The organism is Amycolatopsis sp. CA-230715, from assembly GCF_018736145.1.
GTDB lineage: Bacteria > Actinomycetota > Actinomycetes > Mycobacteriales > Pseudonocardiaceae > Amycolatopsis.
Genome location: NZ_CP059997.1, coordinates 2630684 through 2650164 on the forward strand (window position 1 = coordinate 2630684; position 19481 = coordinate 2650164).

Annotated in this window: 18 protein-coding genes and 1 tRNA gene; 9 read left to right on the forward strand and 10 right to left on the reverse strand. The window is 69.0% G+C overall.

The features are described from left to right. The first annotated feature begins 125 nt into the window (after positions 1–125). A complete protein-coding gene (locus HUW46_RS12050; RefSeq protein WP_215547368.1) occupies positions 126–548 on the forward strand; it encodes a hypothetical protein in 423 nt (140 codons plus the stop codon). Positions 549–598: 50 nt separating this feature from the next. On the opposite strand, the gene HUW46_RS12055 is transcribed toward HUW46_RS12050, so the two are convergent. Continuing rightward, on the reverse strand, positions 599–2077 hold the full coding sequence (locus tag HUW46_RS12055; RefSeq protein ID WP_215547369.1) for an AfsR/SARP family transcriptional regulator: 1479 nt from the start codon (positions 2075–2077) through the stop codon (positions 599–601). A 211-nt stretch (positions 2078–2288) separates the two neighbouring features. Here HUW46_RS12055 and HUW46_RS12060 point away from each other — a divergent pair, with 211 nt between their 5' ends. Continuing rightward, positions 2289–2981, forward strand: coding sequence for a GntR family transcriptional regulator (locus tag HUW46_RS12060; RefSeq protein WP_215547370.1), 693 nt, complete (start codon positions 2289–2291; stop codon positions 2979–2981). Between the two features lie 8 nt (positions 2982–2989). Continuing rightward, the gene (locus tag HUW46_RS12065) at positions 2990–3793 is read left to right on the forward strand and encodes an arginase family protein (RefSeq protein WP_215547371.1); all 804 of its coding nucleotides are present in this window, start codon (positions 2990–2992) and stop codon (positions 3791–3793) included. A 69-nt stretch (positions 3794–3862) separates the two neighbouring features. Here the strand turns inward: HUW46_RS12065 and HUW46_RS12070 are convergent, their stop codons facing one another. Then, a complete protein-coding gene (locus HUW46_RS12070; RefSeq protein ID WP_215547372.1) occupies positions 3863–4036 on the reverse strand; it encodes a hypothetical protein in 174 nt (57 codons plus the stop codon). A 162-nt stretch (positions 4037–4198) separates the two neighbouring features. Between HUW46_RS12070 and HUW46_RS12075 the strand changes: the two genes are divergently transcribed. Beyond that, positions 4199–4699, forward strand: coding sequence for a hypothetical protein (locus tag HUW46_RS12075; protein ID WP_215547373.1), 501 nt, complete (start codon positions 4199–4201; stop codon positions 4697–4699). A 551-nt stretch (positions 4700–5250) separates the two neighbouring features. Here HUW46_RS12075 and HUW46_RS12080 read toward each other — a convergent pair. Then, positions 5251–6012: a hypothetical protein gene (locus HUW46_RS12080; RefSeq protein WP_254126084.1), complete on the reverse strand. Its 762-nt coding sequence runs from the start codon at positions 6010–6012 to the stop codon at positions 5251–5253. 1080 nt (positions 6013–7092) lie between these two features. Here HUW46_RS12080 and HUW46_RS12085 point away from each other — a divergent pair. The 5 genes from HUW46_RS12085 to HUW46_RS12105 all read left to right on the forward strand — a co-directional run bounded on the left by HUW46_RS12085 (position 7093) and on the right by HUW46_RS12105 (position 13097). Next, on the forward strand, positions 7093–8466 hold the full coding sequence (locus HUW46_RS12085) for an FtsW/RodA/SpoVE family cell cycle protein (protein WP_254126086.1): 1374 nt from the start codon (positions 7093–7095) through the stop codon (positions 8464–8466). Positions 8467–9472: 1006 nt separating this feature from the next. Further along, positions 9473–10204 carry a hypothetical protein gene (locus tag HUW46_RS12090; protein WP_215547375.1) on the forward strand — a complete coding sequence of 244 codons (732 nt, stop codon included), beginning with the start codon at positions 9473–9475 and terminating at the stop codon, positions 10202–10204. A 57-nt stretch (positions 10205–10261) separates the two neighbouring features. Beyond that, positions 10262–10837, forward strand: coding sequence for a hypothetical protein (locus tag HUW46_RS12095; RefSeq protein ID WP_215547376.1), 576 nt, complete (start codon positions 10262–10264; stop codon positions 10835–10837). Positions 10838–11076: 239 nt separating this feature from the next. Then, a complete protein-coding gene (locus HUW46_RS12100) occupies positions 11077–11640 on the forward strand; it encodes a winged helix-turn-helix domain-containing protein (protein WP_215547377.1) in 564 nt (187 codons plus the stop codon). 152 nt (positions 11641–11792) lie between these two features. After that, entirely contained in the window at positions 11793–13097 is a 1305-nt protein-coding gene (locus tag HUW46_RS12105) for an alpha/beta hydrolase family protein (RefSeq protein ID WP_215547378.1), read from the forward strand. 2363 nt (positions 13098–15460) lie between these two features. Here HUW46_RS12105 and HUW46_RS12110 read toward each other — a convergent pair. The 7 genes from HUW46_RS12110 to HUW46_RS12140 all read right to left on the reverse strand — a co-directional run bounded on the left by HUW46_RS12110 (position 15461) and on the right by HUW46_RS12140 (position 19428). Next, a tRNA-Ala gene (locus HUW46_RS12110) sits at positions 15461–15533 on the reverse strand. 91 nt (positions 15534–15624) lie between these two features. After that, positions 15625–16143, reverse strand: a complete 519-nt coding sequence (locus tag HUW46_RS12115; RefSeq protein WP_215547379.1) for a YbaB/EbfC family nucleoid-associated protein — start codon at positions 16141–16143, stop codon at positions 15625–15627. A gap of 2 nt (positions 16144–16145) precedes the next feature. Beyond that, the gene (locus HUW46_RS12120; protein WP_254126088.1) at positions 16146–16538 is read right to left on the reverse strand and encodes a YbaB/EbfC family DNA-binding protein; all 393 of its coding nucleotides are present in this window, start codon (positions 16536–16538) and stop codon (positions 16146–16148) included. A gap of 44 nt (positions 16539–16582) precedes the next feature. Continuing rightward, complete coding sequence (locus HUW46_RS12125) at positions 16583–17665, reverse strand: C40 family peptidase (RefSeq protein ID WP_215547380.1); 1083 nt, start codon at positions 17663–17665, stop codon at positions 16583–16585. After that, the gene (locus tag HUW46_RS12130) at positions 17662–17997 is read right to left on the reverse strand and encodes a hypothetical protein (protein ID WP_215547381.1); all 336 of its coding nucleotides are present in this window, start codon (positions 17995–17997) and stop codon (positions 17662–17664) included. The genes HUW46_RS12125 and HUW46_RS12130 overlap by 4 nt, the downstream gene beginning before the upstream one ends. A 119-nt stretch (positions 17998–18116) precedes the next feature. Then, on the reverse strand, positions 18117–18896 hold the full coding sequence (locus HUW46_RS12135) for a DsbA family protein (protein ID WP_215547382.1): 780 nt from the start codon (positions 18894–18896) through the stop codon (positions 18117–18119). Between the two features lie 4 nt (positions 18897–18900). Next, positions 18901–19428 (reverse strand): DoxX family protein, encoded by a 528-nt coding sequence (locus tag HUW46_RS12140; protein WP_254126089.1) that lies wholly within the window; start codon positions 19426–19428, stop codon positions 18901–18903. Positions 19429–19481: the final 53 nt, after the last annotated feature.

A 19481-nucleotide genomic window follows, 5' to 3' on the forward strand; every position in this document is an offset into this window, starting at 1 on the left:
GTGATTCAATTTCGCCGTGCCGCCGGTAAGGCTGCGGTGAGCCTGGCGCACAGGGCGGAGTCCGATCCTGGGCCGGTCCACATCCCGACGCGGGATCACGTCTTCTGACAACGAGGGGAACGAACATGCGTCGAATCACCGGGACCGGCTCCACCACCGCTTTCGTCCTGAAACCGTTGCTCGCACTGGCTCTGCTGCTCGCCGCCGCCTTCGCGGTGGCACCGGCCGCGGCCACCGCGGCACCGGCGCACCCGGTCACCACGGTCGCGGCGGGCACGCCGGCGGCCGGGAGCTGGCACACCGCCGCCCGCACCGACGGAATGGCCGCCCCCGCCGCGGTCTTCAGCTGCAACTACTCCTCCGTGTCCCCGTTCCAGGTCGTCAACTTCTCCTGCCGGGTCAATTCCGGTGTGGCCCAGGTCTTCCTGATCTGCTCGAACGGAGCGCGGATCAACAGCGGCCCGCTGCGGGCGGTGAACACCTACAACTTCCGCCTGACCTGTCCTGGAGTTCCCGTGTCGACCATCAACTGGGAGTCCCTCGGCTGACACCGTTCCACCACCGGGGTGTGCTCGGCTCTCGGCCGAGCGCACCCCGGCTACGACGGTGAGCGGGTCAGCTCACCGGCCAAGACGCTCAGCCGCAACCGCGGCTCGATCACCGCCCTGGTGGCCGCGGTCGCCAGCGCCAGCGGCGAACACGCGCAGGCGGTGATGATGTCGGCGACCGCCGCGGGCTCGGCCCCGGTTCGCGCGCCACCGAGGCGGGCGTCCAGCAACTCCCGTGCCTCGGCACGGGAAAGCGGCCCCAGCGCGAGCACCCTGGCACCGTGCGCGGCGATCAGGCCGGTCAACGTGGCGCGGCTGGACACCACGACGACGCAGCCCGACGTGCCCGGCAGCAACGGCCGTACCTGCGCGCTGTCCACGGCGTCGTCCAGCACGACGAGCATCCGCCGCCCGGCGAGCAAGCTCCGGTAGAGCGCGGTCCGGGCGTCCAGCTCGGCAGGCACGCGCTCGGCGGGCACGCCGAGGGCGTCGAGGCACAGCCGGGTCGCCTCCGCGGGATCCAGCGCCTGCCGTTCCCGATCGGACCCGCGCAGGTCCACGTACAGGTTCCCGTCCGGGAACCGGTCGCGGACACGATGGGCCCAATGCACCGCGAACGCGCTCTTCCCCACGCCCGCGGCGCCGGACACCGCGATGATCACGACCTCGGCGGTCTCGGCGAGCATCCCGTCCAAGCGCGCGAGTTCCCCGCCGCGACCGGCGAACGCCGCCACGTCCGCCGTGAGCTGCGCCGGTACGACCAGCGGCTTCGCCCCGGGCTGCGCCGCGGGTTCGGGCAGCTGCTCACCGGTGAGCAGCGCGCGGTGCAGAGCGCGCAGCTCGCGGCCCGGGGTGACCCCGAGCTTCCGGTACAGGCGGTCGCAGGCGGCCTGGCACTCGGCGATCGCCTCACCATTCCGGTTGTCGGCGAACAGCGCCCTGGTCAGCTCCGCGGCGACCGGTTCCGCGTACGGGTGGTCCTCGATCAGGGCTCGCAACACCGGGATGACCGCGGTGTGCTGGCCGATGCGCGACGACGCCCGTGCCCAGGCGATCGCCGCGTCCAGCCGTTCCAGCTGCCAGCTCTCGCGCTGCCGCTCCACCCATTCCCCGCGCAGTCCCGCCAAGGGCGGGCCTTGCCACAGTTCCAGGGCGGCGGCCAGCAGCGCGACCCGCTCGGTGTCGGGGCAGCCGGGACGCCGGGCGGCACCGGTGAGCCCGCGAAAGCGGTGCAGATCCACCTGGTCGGGCTCGACCCGCAGCAGGTACCCGCTCGGCCGCCACAGCACCCGCGGTTCCGCCCCGCCACCAAGAACCCTGCGGACGTCGGCGACGCGGGTCCACACCGCCTGCCGCACCCGCGCCGGTGGATCCTCGCCCCACACCCGATCGATCAGGACCGTCGTCGGTACCAGCCGAGGAGCGTCGGCCGCGAGCGCCGCCAGCACCGCCCGCAACTGCCGCCGCCCCGTCGGCACCCGATCCCGTCCCGAAAACACCTCGACCGGCCCCAGCAGTCGAATGTCCATCTCCAGCAGCCTTCCCCCACCTGGACCGCGCCCATCCCGCGAGCCTCGGGCGGCGAGTCTGCGCGAGCTCGCCTTGGCAACGCTGTGGTGGCGCATGGCTGCCCTGGTCATCGCGGGGAACCGAACGCGGTCACCAGGTCTTGCCAGATTGCCGGACAATATGGCAATTTAGCTCCCGTCAGGCCAAGTTTCCGGCAAGGGGGTGGTGACCGTGGCGGACCCGATCGACGGTCTTGGCGCGGGCATCCAGCGGCGGAGCACGACCGAGCAGACCGCCGAAGCTGTCCGGCAGGCGATCTTGTCCGGTCGGCTGCCGTCGGGGACTCCGCTGCGCGAAGCCGCCGTCGCCGCCGAGCTCGGGGTCTCCCGCAGCACCCTCCGCGAGGCCGCACGGACCCTCGAAAGCGAGGGCCTGGTCCACTACCAGATGAACCGTGGCATCGTCGTCGCGGACGTGACCGGGGAGGATGTGGCCGACATCTACGCCGCCCGCCTCCCGGTGGAGCTGGCCGCGGCCGACGCCCTCACCGAGCACCGGGATCCGGTGCTCTACCAGAACCTGGCCGACCTGGTCGGCGAGATAGAACACGCCTTCGAGCGCGATGACCCCGTCGCCGCGCTCGACGGGGACCGGCTCTTCCACGCCACCCTGGTCGCGGCCACCGGCAGCCCCCGGCTGCGCCGCTTCCACGGGCAGCTCCAGCAAGAACAGCGCCTCGCACTGGCGCTGGCCGAACACTCCCGCCGTGAACTCGGCCGCACCGCGGACGACCACCGCCGGCTACTGGAGGCGTTGCACGGCAGCCCCGAAGAAGCCAGGGCGGAGCTCACCGCGCACCTGCGAACCGGCGCCGCCGAACTGCGGCGGCTGCTCGACCTCCTCGCCCACCGGAAACGAAAGTGAGACACCCCGTGGCTGACCGCGCATGGGACCCGATCGTCACGCCCTGGCACCTCGACGAGCGCATCCCGGCCTTCCCGATCCCCGCCACCGCGACCGAAGTCGTCCCCCCTGCCCTCCCCGACGGCCCCGTCCCCGCCCGGATGAGCCTGCTCCACCGCGCCGCCTTCGACACGGTCGAGCAGGCCGCCCGGCCCTTGGTGCTCTCCGGCGACTGCCCCACGGCACGGGCCGTGGTGGCCGGGCTGCAACGCCGCCACTACGACGTGGCCGTGCTGTGGCTGGACGCCCACGGCGACTTCAACACCCCCGCCATCTCGACCAGCGGCTACCTCGGCGGCATGGCGCTGGCCATGCTGACCGGCCGCACGCCCGGCCTCTTCGACGACACGCTCGACCTGCGCCCCGTCCCCGACACCAGCGTCGTGCTCGCCGACTCCCGCGACGTCGACCCCGCCGAGGGCGACGCCCTCACCACCAGCCAGGTCCGCCGCGTGCCCGCCGATCCCGCCGCGATCACCGCCGCCCTCGACCAGCTCGGACCGGTCCCCGTCTACCTCCACCTCGACATCGACGTCATCGACGGCGCGGAGCTGCCCGGCGCGCGTTTCCCCTCCGGCCCCGGCCCTTCCCTCGCCCAAATCGAAGACTGCCTGGCCACCGCCTGCGCCAACGCCGAGGTCGCCGCCGCCTACCTCGCCTGCGCCTGGCTGCCCGAGCACGCGAACGACGAAGCCGCCCGCCAAACGATGACCCGCCTCACCGCGGCACTCGGCGCCGACCTGGCCTGGCACGAACCCGCCGCCAACCGATGACGGCGAGACCGGACCAGCACCGTCCACAATGGATTCCGATCCGGCCGGAGAAACCGGTAGTGCCCGGCCTCAAGGCGTTCTCGGGAACGTCGCGAAGGAGCTGAGCACACCGGCGTCTACCCCACCATCGCAGCCCCTGACCGGCTTGATGTCTACCCGGAACTCGTTCGCCGCGCCGGGCCGATGGTGGGCCAGTGCGGTGATCGTGGTGCCGGTCGCCGTCACTACTTCGCCGATCTTCATGCGAATCTTCGACGTCGCCCCGCTTCTCCCCGGGATCTGACAACCCGGAGCGGCTGGGGTTGTGCGCTGTCGGTGATCTCACCTCCGCTCGGCCACAACCATCCTCAGCCGTCGCCACGCGTCTTCATGATCAAGGAGGCCACATAGATCAGGAGGCACCACATGGCCATCACGTCGAAGTTCCGCCGCACCGCCACCGTCACCGCGCTCAGCGCACTGGTCGGCGGGAGTGCGCTGGCCACCGCGGGGACGGCCACCGCAGCGTCCAGCGACTATCCCTTTTGCGTTCCTGGCCAGCTGAACGCCTCGGTGACCGAGAACCAGGCACCGGACGACGGCCGGCTGTTCGCGCTCGAACTCGAGGCGAAGCCGGGGGTGTCCTGCCAGATCCAGGGCGCACCGTCAGGCCTGACCTTCTACAACGGCGACACGATCCGGGACATGCCGGTGATCACCCCGGAACCGGGCTCGGCGCAGCCTTACACCATCGACGAGCAGCACCCCGGCATCGCCTACATCTCGACACCGGCGAAGTCGTCCGATCCGGTCCCGGTCTCGAAGATCTCGTTCACCCTGCCCGCCGGCGGCGGGCTCAGCGCAGACTGGCCAGGCGCCATCGACGGCCCGGTACGCCTCGGCAACATCGGGCCGGCGGTGAGCTGACCCCGCAACACACCCCGCCGGGCCGACCGCCCAAGGTCAGCGCGGCCGGGGCGTCGTTGCCTTTCCAGCGGTTGGCTGAAGCGCGATCCACAATGGACACAATTACGGTGCGGCAAAAAGACCCGCCGACATAGGGAATCCCATACTGACGGGTCTGTCGCACTGTGGACCTGACCTGCCAACACAAGAACCAACCCGACCTGCTGGTCCAAAACCAACGCGCCCAGCGCCCGTCAGGTCGAGGAGCTCGCACCGTCTCGTTGTGGGGGGCTCAGCCCCCACAACGAGACGGGACATCGGGAAGATGGCGCGACAGCGGTGTGACAGGCGAACCCGCGTACCTGCGCAGGCGAGCCAGGCCGTCAGCGATCAGGGCAGCGAAGCGGTTCAGCGGGATCGTCATGGAATCCCCGGGGAAGTCGCACGATTCCGGCTTCCACCCGCCGTTGGCGAATTATGAAGAAATCGTTGTTTCGCCCGTTGCTCCTCTTTAACGGAGAGCAGATGGTTCGCGTGGGTCGAACGACCTCCTCTGCCGGGGCGCGCTTGGGCTATTTGAACAGGCCGATTGCCCTGGCGATCACCAGTGCGACGGTGACCAGGGAAACCGCGGACTGCACCATCATGACGAACTTGGCCCGGCCGGTGAACGGCATGACGTCGGTCGGACTGAACGCCGTCGCGTTGGTGTAGGACAGGTACAGGTAATCGATGAATGCCGGTTCCCAGCCCGCGGGCGCCTCCTGCGGGTTTTGCCGTTGTGGGAAGGAGAAGTCCGGGTACGGCTGCGCGCCCGCGAGCCTGGACAGGGGCCCACCCCGGTCGAACTGCCAGTACCACAGCCCGAAAACGATCACGTTCGTCACCCAGATCGCCGCGCCCGAGGTCAGCAGGATCAGTGCGTCCTGTTGCTTGCCCTCGACGATCTGCTGGACCAGCCGCACCGCCGACCACGCGTTGGTGCCGGTGATGATCGCCGTGAACACCACCATCGCCCGGCGCAGCCACCGGGCCCTCCGACGGTCGGTGAGCGGATTCGCCGCGACCAGCGCGATCAACAGCACCATCTCGAACGCCGGCACCGCGCGATGCCCCGCGGCGAAACGATCCGGCAAGACCAGTTGCAACCCGATCGCGACCACCACGGCGACCGCCACCGGCCACCGTGACCGCCCGCCGACGAAGTTCTGCGATACCCTCCCCAGCCGCGCGCCGCCGGCGAGCAGCCGCTCGACCTGGTCCAGCCGCGCCACCAACGCCTCCCGGGCCGACTCCGCCCCGGCACCCTCACCTGTCCGGTCATCCGACGCCATGCGCAGTCCCTGTCCTCTCCCCACCGGCTACCAGCAGGCAACTACCGAACACCGACACCCATCCGCGACAAGCGTCAACACCAACCCCGCCACCGCACACCACCTCCCAATACACCACAGACAGAGGAACGTCGGCCGGCCTACGCGCAGCCCTGCCAGCTGCACCCAGCGGCGGCGGCCCCCACCCCGGCCGAGCCGGGCGCGAGGTAGTCCACGCAGTGCACCTGATCTCGGATGTGCAGATGGAATACTCGCTGTTCAGTCGTGGCCCGGGACGGGCGATCCTGGACCTCCGCCGTGCGCTGGGCATCGGTGCGACCGTTGACGGCGTGCTCGCGCACGAGCTGCTGACCAGCTCCTTCCGCGCGGGCGGCCAGACGCCAACACACCCGCCGCAGTCGCCGCCCGGGAACGTGGAGCAGCACCTCGCGTTGGGCGAACGGCTGCGCCCGATCGCGGTCGGGCTCGGACCGCGATCGGCCGCGACCCAAGTGGCGTCCGGCGTCGCGGCAGGAGGGGGCGCGGTACGGCACAAGAGGTTCCTGGCGCTGTCGGGTGCTGTGGTTCGGGTTCTCGGTCCGTCGAGATGGGTGGCCTTCGTGCGGCCGAGTTCGCTCCGGTCGATCGGGAAAAAGGGCGCCTCGGGCCTACCCGCGCATCGCGGAGGTGAAACAGTGCCTGCCACCGACGTTGGGGTTATCGTCAGACATTGTGCGCCAGCGCGAGGCTTTTGTCGCGTTCGGCACCCGGTCCTGGCCGCGGCGCGAAACAGGAACCCATCAAAATCGCGGGCACGCCGACGCCTGATCATGACCATAAGAGCGCGTTCTTCCTCGACAACATCATGTTTGACAGACCACCCCAGCAGGACACGGGACACCTTGCCCGCCGATCGCTGTGAGGACGCTGAGAAACAGAAAGCAGGTTCGTTCGTTCTGCGAGCTATGCCACCCCGCCGAGTGACGACGATCTGCGTCGAAGATCGACCTCACCGGGAGGGCACAACAATGGTGCTGTTCTGGTCCGATGGATTCCCGACTCCCCGGGCAACCGACATCAATTCGTTCCCGCCGTGCCGAAATGACCGTCCTGGTTCTCGCGCTGATGTCGGTCTGGGGCGGAATGCTCATCACCGACCTGAACGCGAAGCACCGGGTCGACTCGGACGCCCTGCTCCTCTGCGGCGGCTACCTCGTGCTGATCGGGCTCGCGCACACGGCGGTACGCCGGCTGGTGCCCGCCGCGGACCCGCTGATCCTGGCCTGCGTCACCGTCCTCAACGGACTCGGCCTGGTGATGATCCACCGGCTGGATCTGAGCTCCGCTGCCACCGCCGCCGACGCCGGGAAACCAGCGCCTACTCCCGAAGCGGTCAAACAACTGGCGTTCACCGCGGCCGGGCTGGCGCTGTTCGCCGTCGTGCTCTGGCGCGTGCGCGACCACCGGCGGCTCGCGCGCTACCGCTACAGCGCCGGCGCGGCCGGGCTGATCCTGCTCGTGCTGCCCGGGGTCCTGCCCAGCAGCCTGTCCGAGGTCAACGGCGCGAAACTGTGGCTGAAACTGGGCCCGGCGTCGATCCAGCCCGGCGAGTTCGCGAAACTGCTCGTGATCGTGTTCGCGGCGGGGTACCTGGTCGCGAAGCGAGAACTGTTCACCACCGCGGGCACCCGCGTGCTCGGCATGACCGTCCCCCGGATCCGGGACCTCGCGCCACTCCTGCTCGCCTGGGGCGTCTCCGTCGGCGTGCTCGCGCTGGAAAAGGAACTGGGCGCGTCACTGCTGTTCTTCGGCGTCCTGCTCACCATGCTCTACGTCGCGACCGGGCGGCTGTCCTGGTTCCTGATCGGGCTCGGCTGCTTCACGGCCGGCGCGATCACGGCCTACTACCTGTTCGCACACGTGCAGACCCGAGTGCGGATCTGGCTGGACCCGTTCCAGTACTACGACACGTCGGGATACCAACTGGCCCAAGGGCTCTTCGGAATCGGCACCGGTGGCATCACCGGAACCGGGCTCGGCCTCGGCCATCCGGCGGCGGTACCGTTCGCCGACACCGACTTCATCACTTCCTCGCTGGCCGAAGAACTCGGCCTGGCCGGTCTCGCCGCGATCCTGGTGACCTACCTGCTCCTGGTCAGCCGCGGCCTGCGCGCCGGGCTGGCGGTCACCGACTCGTTCGGCAAACTGCTCGCCGCGGGGCTTTCCTTCGCGATGGCATTCCAGGTCTTCGTCGTCGTCGGCGGTGTCACCGGCCTCATCCCGCTCACCGGCATGACCATGCCCTTCCTGTCCGCGGGCGGCTCCTCGCTGCTGGCCAACTACCTCCTAGTCGCGCTCCTGCTCCGTATTTCCGACCGCGCCGCGCGCCCCCGTCCCACCCCGGCGCAGGTCGTGACCACGCCCCCGCCCCCGCTGGCCTCCGCCCACACCGTCCTCATCCACCCGCCCCGCTGACCACCTCCGCCACAGACGGAACCCACCGCAGCGCCCACTCAACACACCATCCCTATCGTCGGCTCACCCCCACGCGATCGCACTCAACGCGCCACGCCACACGAACCTGACAGCACCGCCGCGACACCACCACGCGAACCGATACAACACCAACGCAGAACACACGCGTGATTCCAACTGCCGCCAGCACACCTGCCCGTGACAATCACTTCCACCGCGTCGCCGACATTTTTCTGTTTCCACACCTCAGCACGCTCCCGTTTCACCATCCTCGCGGTCCCCCGGTGGATGCTAAACGTCCTGGCTGTTCCGGGCGCTCAGTTCAGGGAACCTCGCGTACATCCACTGGGTCATCGTCGTGAACCATGAATTGTATTCAAGCCTTGGTTCACCGGGTTCGCTCGAAAAGATCATCATTGCGGTAACCAGTTTCCGCTTCCAGCAACATGCGCACTCCTGGCCCGGATCCAGAACGGCCTACCGGGCCGTCGAAACGGAACAAGGCCATGGTCACCGGTGACCATGAGCCAGAATGTTCTGCTCTTGCGGCCCGCAGCAGCGAACGCGTCCGAGTGCGCACCAGGGCACGGACGACGGCGTCCCGCCCGGCCAACGCACCAGCCCAGCTGGGCATCTCCACGATCCACACGAGAAGCGGCATTCTTCCACCGCCGCCGTCCTGCGGAGCGACTCATCCCGGTCATCAGCATTCCACCAAGTGAACCGCTGTCCGGAACAGGCGCCCGTGTCAGATGCGCGCGATCATGAAGGTGACCGGGGCGCGAAGAGATCAATCCGGGGCAGGTTTTGCGACGCGAGATACCACACCAGCCCTACCGCGACAGTGCGGGCGAACGCACCGGGGCCTCGGCGCGAGGATTCAGCTCCAGCGGCCGCCCCCAGGTCCCGGCGCCGATGACGATCACATGTCGCGGCATGGCACCCTTTTCAGTTGCCCCAAAATTTGGAGTATTCGAACTCCAAATACCTGGCTGGTGACCAGGCCGTGCGCAACAGAGCGCGGCGTATCGTTCTGCTGTCCACAGGCGACTTGCTCGATGACGTGACACAGCAGCCCGACGCGATCGCCCAGGTCCACGGCGCGTTCGAGCACGCCGTCGCGACCATCTTTCCCACGCTGCGCGACCTGCACGAGGTGTGCGGCGAGGCCCTCAACGCGCTCGCGACACCTCCGAACCGGCCGCCTCGTCACCGACCGGCACCGCCCAACCTGGACCTGTTGACGGATCGGATCGACAAGATCTGCGAGAACCTGATCGGCAGCGCCATCCCGAGCGCGGACATCCCGACCCCATTCGACGACGCTGCTCTGCCCGCGATCGGGATCGGCGATGTGCTCGTCCGCGACATCGAGGAAACCGCGAGAACGCAGGTCGGCGCCCCGATTACGCCGCTCGTCAACGACACGATCACCCGCGAGATGATTCAGCCCGCGTTCGTCGTGCTCGAGGGCGTGATGACCGAGTCGGACGTCGCCGCCTACTTGTCGAACGAGGTCGACGAGCTCACGGTGCTCGAACCGACCATCACGCCGGGACAAGTCCGCGTGCACTTCATCCGCCTGGCGCTCCTAACCTTCCAGGTCACCTACAACGTTATCGACGGCAGCATCGACCTGGTCCGCCTAGCACTCGTCGAGTATGTCCCCGATGTCCTCGACGCGCTTCCCTTCTTCGAGGTTCCTGGCGCCGCCGACGACGGCTCTGTTCCAGAATGAACGCGATCCAATCGCAGGCAGCTCAGCTGAGCCCGGTCCCGGCTTACGGTTCAGCCCGTGGCAGAGACGAAAGGGCAGCAGGTCAAGCATGTCGTCGAGCGGGTGGCGCTGGGCGCGCTCGCCGTCGGCGTCGAAGCGATGAGCAGCACGAAGATGGCGCTGGAACTACGCTTCGATCACGTCTGGCGGCTGTGGAGTCCCGCCTCCCGGTTCCCCAGCTTGGGCCGCGGCCCTCACGCGCCCGGCAATCTGTTCTGGATCGGGTTGCTCGATTCCGCAGGCCGCCGGTGGGCCTCGGCGGCATGGGGCAAGGACGGCCGGTGTCCGGCCGTACCTGCGAGATGGCTGGTTGCTGGAGGAACTGGACGACTGTCTGGCCCATTTCGGTCGCTCGTGGACGAACGGATCCAGGGTGGCACCGGCCTGGCGATTCGGCCCGGTCACAGCCCGCACGGCCTTGCCGTCGCTGTCGTAATCCCCGCGCTGGACGGTGTTGGAGACGGTGGCGCCCGGCACTTTGTCGTGCACCAGCCGCATCATCGTGCCGATCAGCCGCTCCACGATCCCACCGAAGTGCGGCTGCCCCACCGGCCGGCAATTCAGGGCGTTCCCGCAGGACCCGTGTCCCGGTAACGGGCCGCGTCAAACCGCACGACCGGTCACTGTTTCAGGTTCGAGGCGGTGTTGTGCCCGAAGGGGATGACCATCGTCAGCCCTCGATCAGGTCGTCCATGACCTCACCGAACTTCGCACCGCCTCGTTGCGGCTGTGGCGCTCGACAGCGGCCTCTGCCTGGGCAGCCCGAGCCGGTGTGGACGTCAGCGGTCGGAAGCTGGTTGCACGAGAAGTGATGCACTGATTATCGTGTAAATGTGTCCGAGGACGTTGTCGATCTCGCTGTGGCCAAGGCGCTGGCCAACCCTCTGCGGCAGCGCATCCTGCGTGAGCTGGAGCTGCTCGGCGAGGCCACGTCGACGACGCTGGCCGCCCGGCTCGGCGTGACCACCGGGGGCACCAGCTACAACCTGCGGGTGCTCGCCAGTCATGGCCTGGTCAACGAGGTGCCTGAGCGGGCCAAAGGGAGGGAACGCTGGTGGCGGCGTTCAGGCAACGGCCTGCGCTTCCCCCAGCTCAGTGAGCAAGGACCCGACCTGCGGGCGGCGGTCGAGCAGCTGAACCAGTTGTGGTTGACCGAGGATCTGGAGACCTTCGGCGCGTTCCTGGAGGCAAGGCAGCGGCTGGGCCCGTGGGCGGACGCACTGCCCTACTCGCGGGGCTCGATCCGGGTCAGCCTTGATGAGCTGGCCGAGTTCTTCGAGGGATACCTCAGCCTCCTCAAGCGGTTCCAGCGGTCTGCGGAGGACACCCCGGCCGGGGTGCGCACCGTGCAAACCCGCTTCATCGCATTCCCCGACCCCGAGGAGGCGGACACCTAACGAAAAGGATGCTGGGCCGCCGAGCGGCAACTCGACGGCCCAGCCGATTGGAAGCAATGCGGTCACTTCCGAAGACAGGAGAGCACTTCGTGCTGCCCACATGCAAATCCGTCTGCTTAACGGCCGGGCTGCTGATGGCGTTGGCCTCGCCGATGTCATCAGCCCCGCCCGCCATCGCGGCCGATGGCATCACCAACACCGAAGTCAACTACCAGGGACTGCGCGGCGCCATCGTCGCCCCGGCCGGCGGGACGGGCCATCCGGGAATGGTGCTGGTCGCCGGAGCGGGGCCGCGCGGCCGGGATTCCTACCGGCCGGAGGCCGAGGCGTTCGCCAGAGCCGGGATCGTGGTGTTGATCTATGACAAACGCGCCGACTATTCCCGGGCGACCAGCTCGTACGCGGCGCTGGCGGACGACGCCGTGACCGGGGTCGAACTGCTGCGGACCAGGCCGGACGTCAACCCGTCGGAGGTCGGGGTCTGGGGGCACAGCGAGGGCGGCTGGGTCGCCCCGCTGGCCGCCGCGAAGTCCGCCGACGTCGGCTTCGTGGTCACCGTCGGGGCCAGCGCCCTGCCGTCGGACCGGACGCAGCTGTGGAGCGACCGGACCTATCTGGCGCACGCCGGGGTCACCGACGGCCTGGTCGGCCCGATCGGGTTGAACGCCAGCCGGATGCTCATCTCGGCGGGCCTGTTCGGCGACACCGCCAATGACCCGATCGCGACGCTGACGCGCGTCCGGCAGCCGCTGCTGGTCGTGTTCGGCGAGTACGACCGCTCCATGCCTCCGGGGGAGAGCCTGGACCTGTTCCGCGCGGCGCTGGACCGGGGCGGCAACCAGCATTACACCCTGCGTGTGGTCGGTGGGGCCAACCACACCATGCGACGCAGCACGGACGGGTTCGACAACGCGCACGGCCCCGATTTCGCCCCCGGCTTCGTCAACCTGGTCACGACGTGGGTCAACGGGCCGGCGCACGGCGCGCCACCGGCCAGCGCGGACCCGCCGCCCGCCCAGGCCCTGGCCAGTTCGCCGACCGAGCCCCTCTCCTGGTACGAGGGCCCGATCACGCAAGCAGCCCTGCTAGCGCTGATGGTGGCCGGTCTCCTGGCCTACCCGGCCTGCGCGGCCGCCCGCCGGCTGCGCGGCACAAGAGCACGCCCACCGGGCCGGTGGCCAGCCCGGTGGGCCGTCCTCGGCGTCCTCACCGCAGTCATCGGCACGGTCTGCTACGCGCTCTTCGTGGTGGCCACCGGCGCGACCGAGGTGGACACCACCATCCTCGGCCGGCCGCCGTCCTGGCTGTTGCTACAACTCGACGCAGTCGGTGCGGTGGTCGCCGCCGGCCTCGCCGCCCGGGGCTGGCGGCACGCCCCGATCCAACGCGGCCTGCTGCTCGTCAGCGTGGCCGCCTTCCTTCCCTGGGCCGCATACTGGGGGCTGTTCACCGTGTGAGGCCCGATAACCAGGGCATAGGACACATGCCTGGCGCGAGGAGCCCGGCCACGCTGTCGCCGAGGTTGACCTGACAGCAGCGGGAGCGAACTCCGCAGCCCTAGCGTCAACTTCGGCGACGCGCGGCACGCTTCGGCGTTGAAACCGGCCACAGCCCTACGACAAGAGCGCGCTCCTCGACATGACAGTGCGTTTGAGACTTGGCCCGGCAGCTACCGGCGGCTACACGTGGTAGTGATTACGTCGGCCAGCACTCGATCCGCCCGCGGAGCCGGACAGCATCGGTCATCCGATGGAGTCGAGGGAGCCTGACCTAGCCGATACTTGGAGGCGGCGGCTTTCGGCATAGGCGCGTTCGACTTGCTGGCGCTGTTGGTTGTTTTGCTCGATCAGCGCGCGACTCGTCGCTAAAGACACTGGTTGCGTGCCAGTGCGGCAGTACGGCGGAGCTGGAGCGACCGTTCAGTTGCCGGGGCCGCGCGGTGTCGGTGCCTGGCGTGCGAGCTGGCGGACGGCGGCCATGAGGTCCGGCTGGATATATAGCCACGAAGACTCGGCGGGTGCGCAGCCAGTGGTTCTGACCGCCGCGTACGCAGAGGCCTCCGCAGCCTCGGGTCATGCCCTGGTCGTAGGCCGGATGGTACGGCACGCCAGACGCCCGGATGCGTTGCCACACTTGGCTTTCGGTCCAGCCGTGATCGGAAGCCAAGTGTCTACTGTGCGCCGGCCGCTGCTGGCGGCCTCGTCACGGCTCAGGCGTGCCTGCTGGCGCCGAGCGCAGGACTCCTCGACGCGCAGGCCCATGCAGTTCAGCACGCGGGCTGGACGACCCAGATCGTCGAGCCAGCCGAGTGCATCGAGCCGACACGGCAGGTCTTGCCACTGCACCTGGGCGTGCGGTGGCGTGCCTGACAAGCGAGCCGAAATCGGCCACCAACCGCGCCCCGAAGGCCGCTACCGAGCGGCGAGGCGATGCGTCGGCTCGGCAGCGGCCCTCCACCACACGGCCCCGCGCAGCAACCAGTACGACCCCCACACGCCGGCGCAACCGGGACCGCACGACGACACCAAAGCGACCTCGCCGACCACTCCTTCACCGCCACCGATCGACGACACAGATTCCGGAATGAGCGGAACGGCCCGTGGCAGGTGCCATGGACGCTCCCGATTCCCGTGGTCGGTGCGCACGCTGCTCGCCCCGGTGGCGGCACAGCGAGTGCACCGTGTGGGAGACGGCTCACCAGCAGCTCATCGGCGACGACGTACCGCCCGGGGCTGATCGAGTCGGACGGCATCGGCTCCGGCCCGTGGCGCCCGCGCGGCAGCTCGCCGGAGGGCGCTCACCTCGATACGGTGCAAACCTCCCGGCTGGCGATCGCCGGCACAAGACCGAGCCAAGTATCCCCCCCCCCCCCCCCCCCCGGCGTCAGCGCGGACATGATGCGGGACAAGGGTTTTCGAGAGGAACGGATGAGCACACCTGGACACACCGACACCGATGCCGCCCGCGCGGCCGGGGCCACGCCGAGTTGCGGAAGGCGATGATCGCCGAATTGTGGGCGATGGGGACCATCCGCAGCGATCGGGTCGCCGCCGTGTTCGACGACGTGCACCGGCACCTGTTCACCCCCGAGGCGACACCGGCGGAGGCGTACAAGTCCCGCGACGCGGTGCATGAAGCGGGACGAGCATGGCGTGCCGATCAGCACGGTGTCCTCCCCGCAGTTGTAGGCCGGAATGTTGGAGCAGGCCGTGGCCGGCCGAACCCGATGGGCAGGTCACCACGGTCGACATCGACTCCGACGTCACCGAACGCGCCAGGCGGCTCCTGGACGCAGCCGGCTGTGAGCGGGTGAACGTGTTTTCGTGCCCCCATTTCGAACGGAACCCCGCACTGCTCCAGTTTTGCTCCACCTACTGAACAGTAACTGAAGAACAATCCACAATGGACGAAATTACGGTGCAACGAAAAAGACCCGCTGACATGGGAAAAAGCCCATACCAACGGGTCTGTAGAAATGTGGACCTAACGTGTCAGCATACGAACCGCCAACCGGCGCTGGTCCGGACCAAACCGGGCCACGCTGGGTCGGACGAAGCTCGCACCGTGGGGTCTGGGGCTCGGCCCCAGAAACAACACCACCCGACCCCGGCGAAGGTGCGAAGCACCGAGCAGGATCAGGCCAATCGGGTGGACCTAACGTGCCAGCGTACGAACCAAGCCGACCCGCTGGTACAAGACCAACGCGCCCAGCGCTCGCCAACGCGAGGAGCTCGCACCGTGGGAGTGTGGGGGCTCGGCCCCCACAACGAGACGGGACACCGGGAAGGTGGCGCGCCAGCGCCACCGAACACAACTCGGGTGGAGCTAAGGGGACTCGAACCCCTGACCCCCTCACTGCCAGTGAGGTGCGCTACCAGCTGCGCCATAGCCCCGTATTCAGTTCGCGGTGGAGGTGAACTCAGCACCGCGTGTAGGGAAACCATACCTGACGGCTGCCCCGGGTTCGAACCCGGGGGTGCCGGTTCAGCGGTCCGAGCGCAGGGTGGCGGGGTCGAAGCTTTCCCAGTCGTCTTCTTCCGGGGCGGCGGCCACGGACGGTGACGGGGTGCCGCGCTGGGTGGAGCGCAGGCGCAGTTCGCGCTGGCGCTGGAACTCCTCGACGGTCATGCCGGGGTCGTCGTTCTCCGCGCGCGCGGGTGCGGGGAGGCCGGAGAGCTGTTCGATGGCGTAGGTGAGGTCTTCGCCCAGCAGCAGCGCGACCTTGTTGTAGCTGTCCTGGGTGGCCTCGCGCATGGCGACCTGGGTGACCTCGAGGATGAGCTCGGCGAGCCGCGCGGGGCCCCAGTTGACGGCTGACGGGGCGAGCCACAGCTTGCGGAGTTTGCCTTTGGCGTCGACGGTGACCTCGACGGTGCCGTCGGCGTCGTGCGCGGTGCCGGACGCCTTCGCCATGATGGCGCCGACCTGGGCGAACGCTTCCTGCTGGGCATCGGCCTCGGCGGCCAGCTCGGTCGTGGTCTTGCGGAGCGGGACCTGGTCCATGGTCACCTTCCGCCGTAGCCGCGGAACGACGGGTCGTCCTCGTCGTCGGGCAGCGGTTCGTAGCCGAGCGAGCGCAGGTGCCGTTCGCCGCCCTGGCCGACCACCGGCGCCAGCGTCTTGAACATGCGGTCACCGGCGCGGCGGGTGGCCCGGTCGGCGAGCTGCACGATCTGCGCCGCCAGCGCGTCGGAGCCGCCGCGGAGGGCGAGCGCGCTCAGTTCGAGCTTGGTGAGCAGGCCGCCGGGGTTGACCTCGACGCGGATCACGCCGTCCGGCGCCTCCGCGGCACCGGTCACCCTGCCGACCTTCGCGAGCTGCGCCGCCGTTCTTTCTTCAGCGCGCTCGACCTGCTCCGACATCCGGGAAACCTCCCGGTCGAAGTCGATTTCCGCCACCCGTGGTCCTCCCCATTTCACCTGGTCACAAGCTATCCCGAGACTCAGCCCGTCGGGCGGTAGAACCCGATGAACTGCTGGCCGGCGTTGGTGGTGCGGATCTTCGAGATCTGCACCGGGTCACCGGCTTCGATCATCTGGCCGTCGCCGACGACCATCGCCACGTGCCCCGACCACACGACGAGGTCACCTGGCAGCAGCTGGTCGATCGAGGGCACCTCCGCGCCGACGGTCTGGGTGCGCGCGGTGCGCGGCAGCGTCAGCCCGGCTTCGCCGTAGGAGGTCATGGTCAGGCCACTGCAGTCGAGGCCCTTGCCCCGCGCGGTGCCGCCCCACACGTAGGGCACGCCGAGCTGGGACATCGCGGCGCGCACGGCCTTGGCCGCGGTCTCGTTCGGCGCCTTGACGGTGTGCCCGTTGGGCAGGTTGACGTCGACGCCGGTACCGGGCTGCGGCGGGATCGCGACCGGCAGCCGCGGCTTCGACCCACCGCCGCCACCACCGCCACCGGAGCCGCCGCCACGGCCGCCGCCCCGGTTGAACGACTTCGGCGGCGCGGATCCGCCACCCGACGAGGACGGCCTGGTCGACCCGCCGCCGGAGAGGCCGCGCGCGATCCCGGTGAGGGCGGCGTTGACCTCGGTCATGTTCTGGTTGACGGTGATGTTGAGCCGCTGGCCGAGCGCGGGCAGCTCGGTGCACAGCAGCTGCTGTGCGCCCGCTTCGTTGCCGGATGCCTTGAGCGACGCGGCGGTCCGCATGATCTGGGTGGCTTCGCGCACGAACTCGTCCAGCTTCTGCTGGTTCGTGTTCTCGGCGACCTTGAGCGCGTCGGTCGCCTTCTCCACCGCGGACTGGATCTCGGTGGCCTCGCCCTTGATCTGTTCGAGCGACTTCTCGAGATCCGAGGACGCGCCGGTGGCCCTGTCCGTGGTCTTGCCGCCGCTGTTGTCGGCGAGGTTCTGGCGCTGGCGCGCGGCGGTCTGCTGGGCGCCGTCCATCGCCGAGTTCGTCTGGTGCAGGCCGTGCGAGGCGTCGTTAAGCCCGGCCGGGTTGTGCCGCACCTTGTCCTGCGCCTGGACGGCGTGACCGGCCAGCGCGTGCATGGCCGTGGCGTGCGCGGTCATGCGAGGTCCTGCCCGAGGGTTTTCAGCACGCGCTTGTGATCGTCCTCGACGGCCGCGTAGTTACCCTCGGTGCGCCGCGACGCGTCGGCCATGCCGTGCCAGTTGCCGCCCGCCTGCTGGATCCGCTCCTGCAGGCCCCGCATCCTGGACGAGTACGCCTCGTGCAGCCCCGACTCGTCGCCGACTTCGCCGAACCCGTCGCCGCCGATCGACGAATGCGGCGCGAGGTGCTTTCCCGCCGCGCCGCGGACCTCGTCGCCGAGCGGATCGATCGCCCTGGCGTAGCTGCCGTACGCGTCTTCACCGACGTGGAACCCACCTGTGCCGTCCACCTGGACCTCCCTCGTGACACCGAGGGTGCGACGCATCCGGCTACGCACCGGTTCCCCACGAGCACCCCGGGTTTCAGACTAAACCACCTTCGGCACCCAGAGTGGTGAAAACCGACAGCTCAGCCCTTGCCGCCGCCGAGCATCTTGTCCAGCCAGCCGGGGTCGGTGAATTCGACGCGCGCACCGTTGTAGACGACGGTCGGGGTGCCCTTGAAGTTCGGGTCCTTCGAGGTCTGCGCGAACGCGGCGATGATCTGCTGCTCGTAGACACCGCCGTTGACGCCGGCGGCGAACTTCGGGTCGGTGATGCCGAGCCCTTGGCCGAGCTTGATCAGCTGCCCCTTGTCGTAACCGCGCTTTCCTTCTTCCGGCTGTTCCTTGAAAAGGCTGTCGTGGAACGGGGTGAACTTTCCGACGTCCGCGGCGAGCAGCGCGGCGTTGGCGGACTGGAGCGAATACCCCGGCGGGACCGAGGAATTGTTGAGCATCGGGACCATGTGGTACCGCACGCCCAGCTCGCCGTTGTTCATCTTGTCCTCGAGCTGCTTGCCGTAGGCCTCCTGGAACTGCCCGCACACCGGGCACAGGAAGTCGGCGTAGATGTCCACGACCTTCTTCACACCCGGTTTGCCGACGAGCACCGTGACGCCCTCGCGCTTTTCCACCACCTGGCCGCCCACGACCCGGTCGACCTGCGGGGTGACGTCCTGGCCCGCGGTCTTGTCCTTCGAGGCGTTGGTCCACAGCACGCCGCCGATGACGATCGCGGCGAGCACCACGACGGCGATCACGCCCACGATCATCTTCTTGTTGGCGTCGCCACCCCGTGCCTGCGCGACCGCGCGCTTCGCCGCCTTCTCCTGGCGTTGCTTGCGCGCGGTCCGTTCCGCTCCACCCACTGGTTCAGGTCCCTTCTGGTTCACCGGAGTAGTCGTTCACGGGGAGTCCGGAGTTCCCGCGTCCCCAGCCGAGCCAGCCGTCGGTCGAGAACCGGGTGCTCGGGCGCACGGTCAGCCAGACCGCGAGCGCCAGGTACCCGATGTCCCGCAGGATCTCCCACGGGTACTCCGTCTGGTCGGCGGCGACCTGGCCGCCGCCGCTGAAGCAGCCGCAGTCGATGGTCAGCCCTCGGGCCCACGCCTGCGCGATGGCGCCGATGAACGCCAGCAGCATGAGCCCCGACACGATCGCCGCCCACCGGGTGAAGATCCCGAAGAGCAGCGCGAGGCCGACGACGATTTCGAGCAGCGGCATCGCAGTGGCGACCAGGCCGACGAGCCCGCCGGGCAGGATGTCATAGGCCTGGACGGCGACATGCGTCTGCCCCGGGTCGAGGAACTTGGCCGTGCCGTAGGCGAGCCAGACCGCGGCCAGGCCGAGCCTGACCACCGTCCCGACGACGTCCAGCACGGTTGGGGACGGTCGTAGCACGCACCTAGGCTAACGAGTGACCCTGAGAAAAGCGTGAATGCGTGACCTGGGCG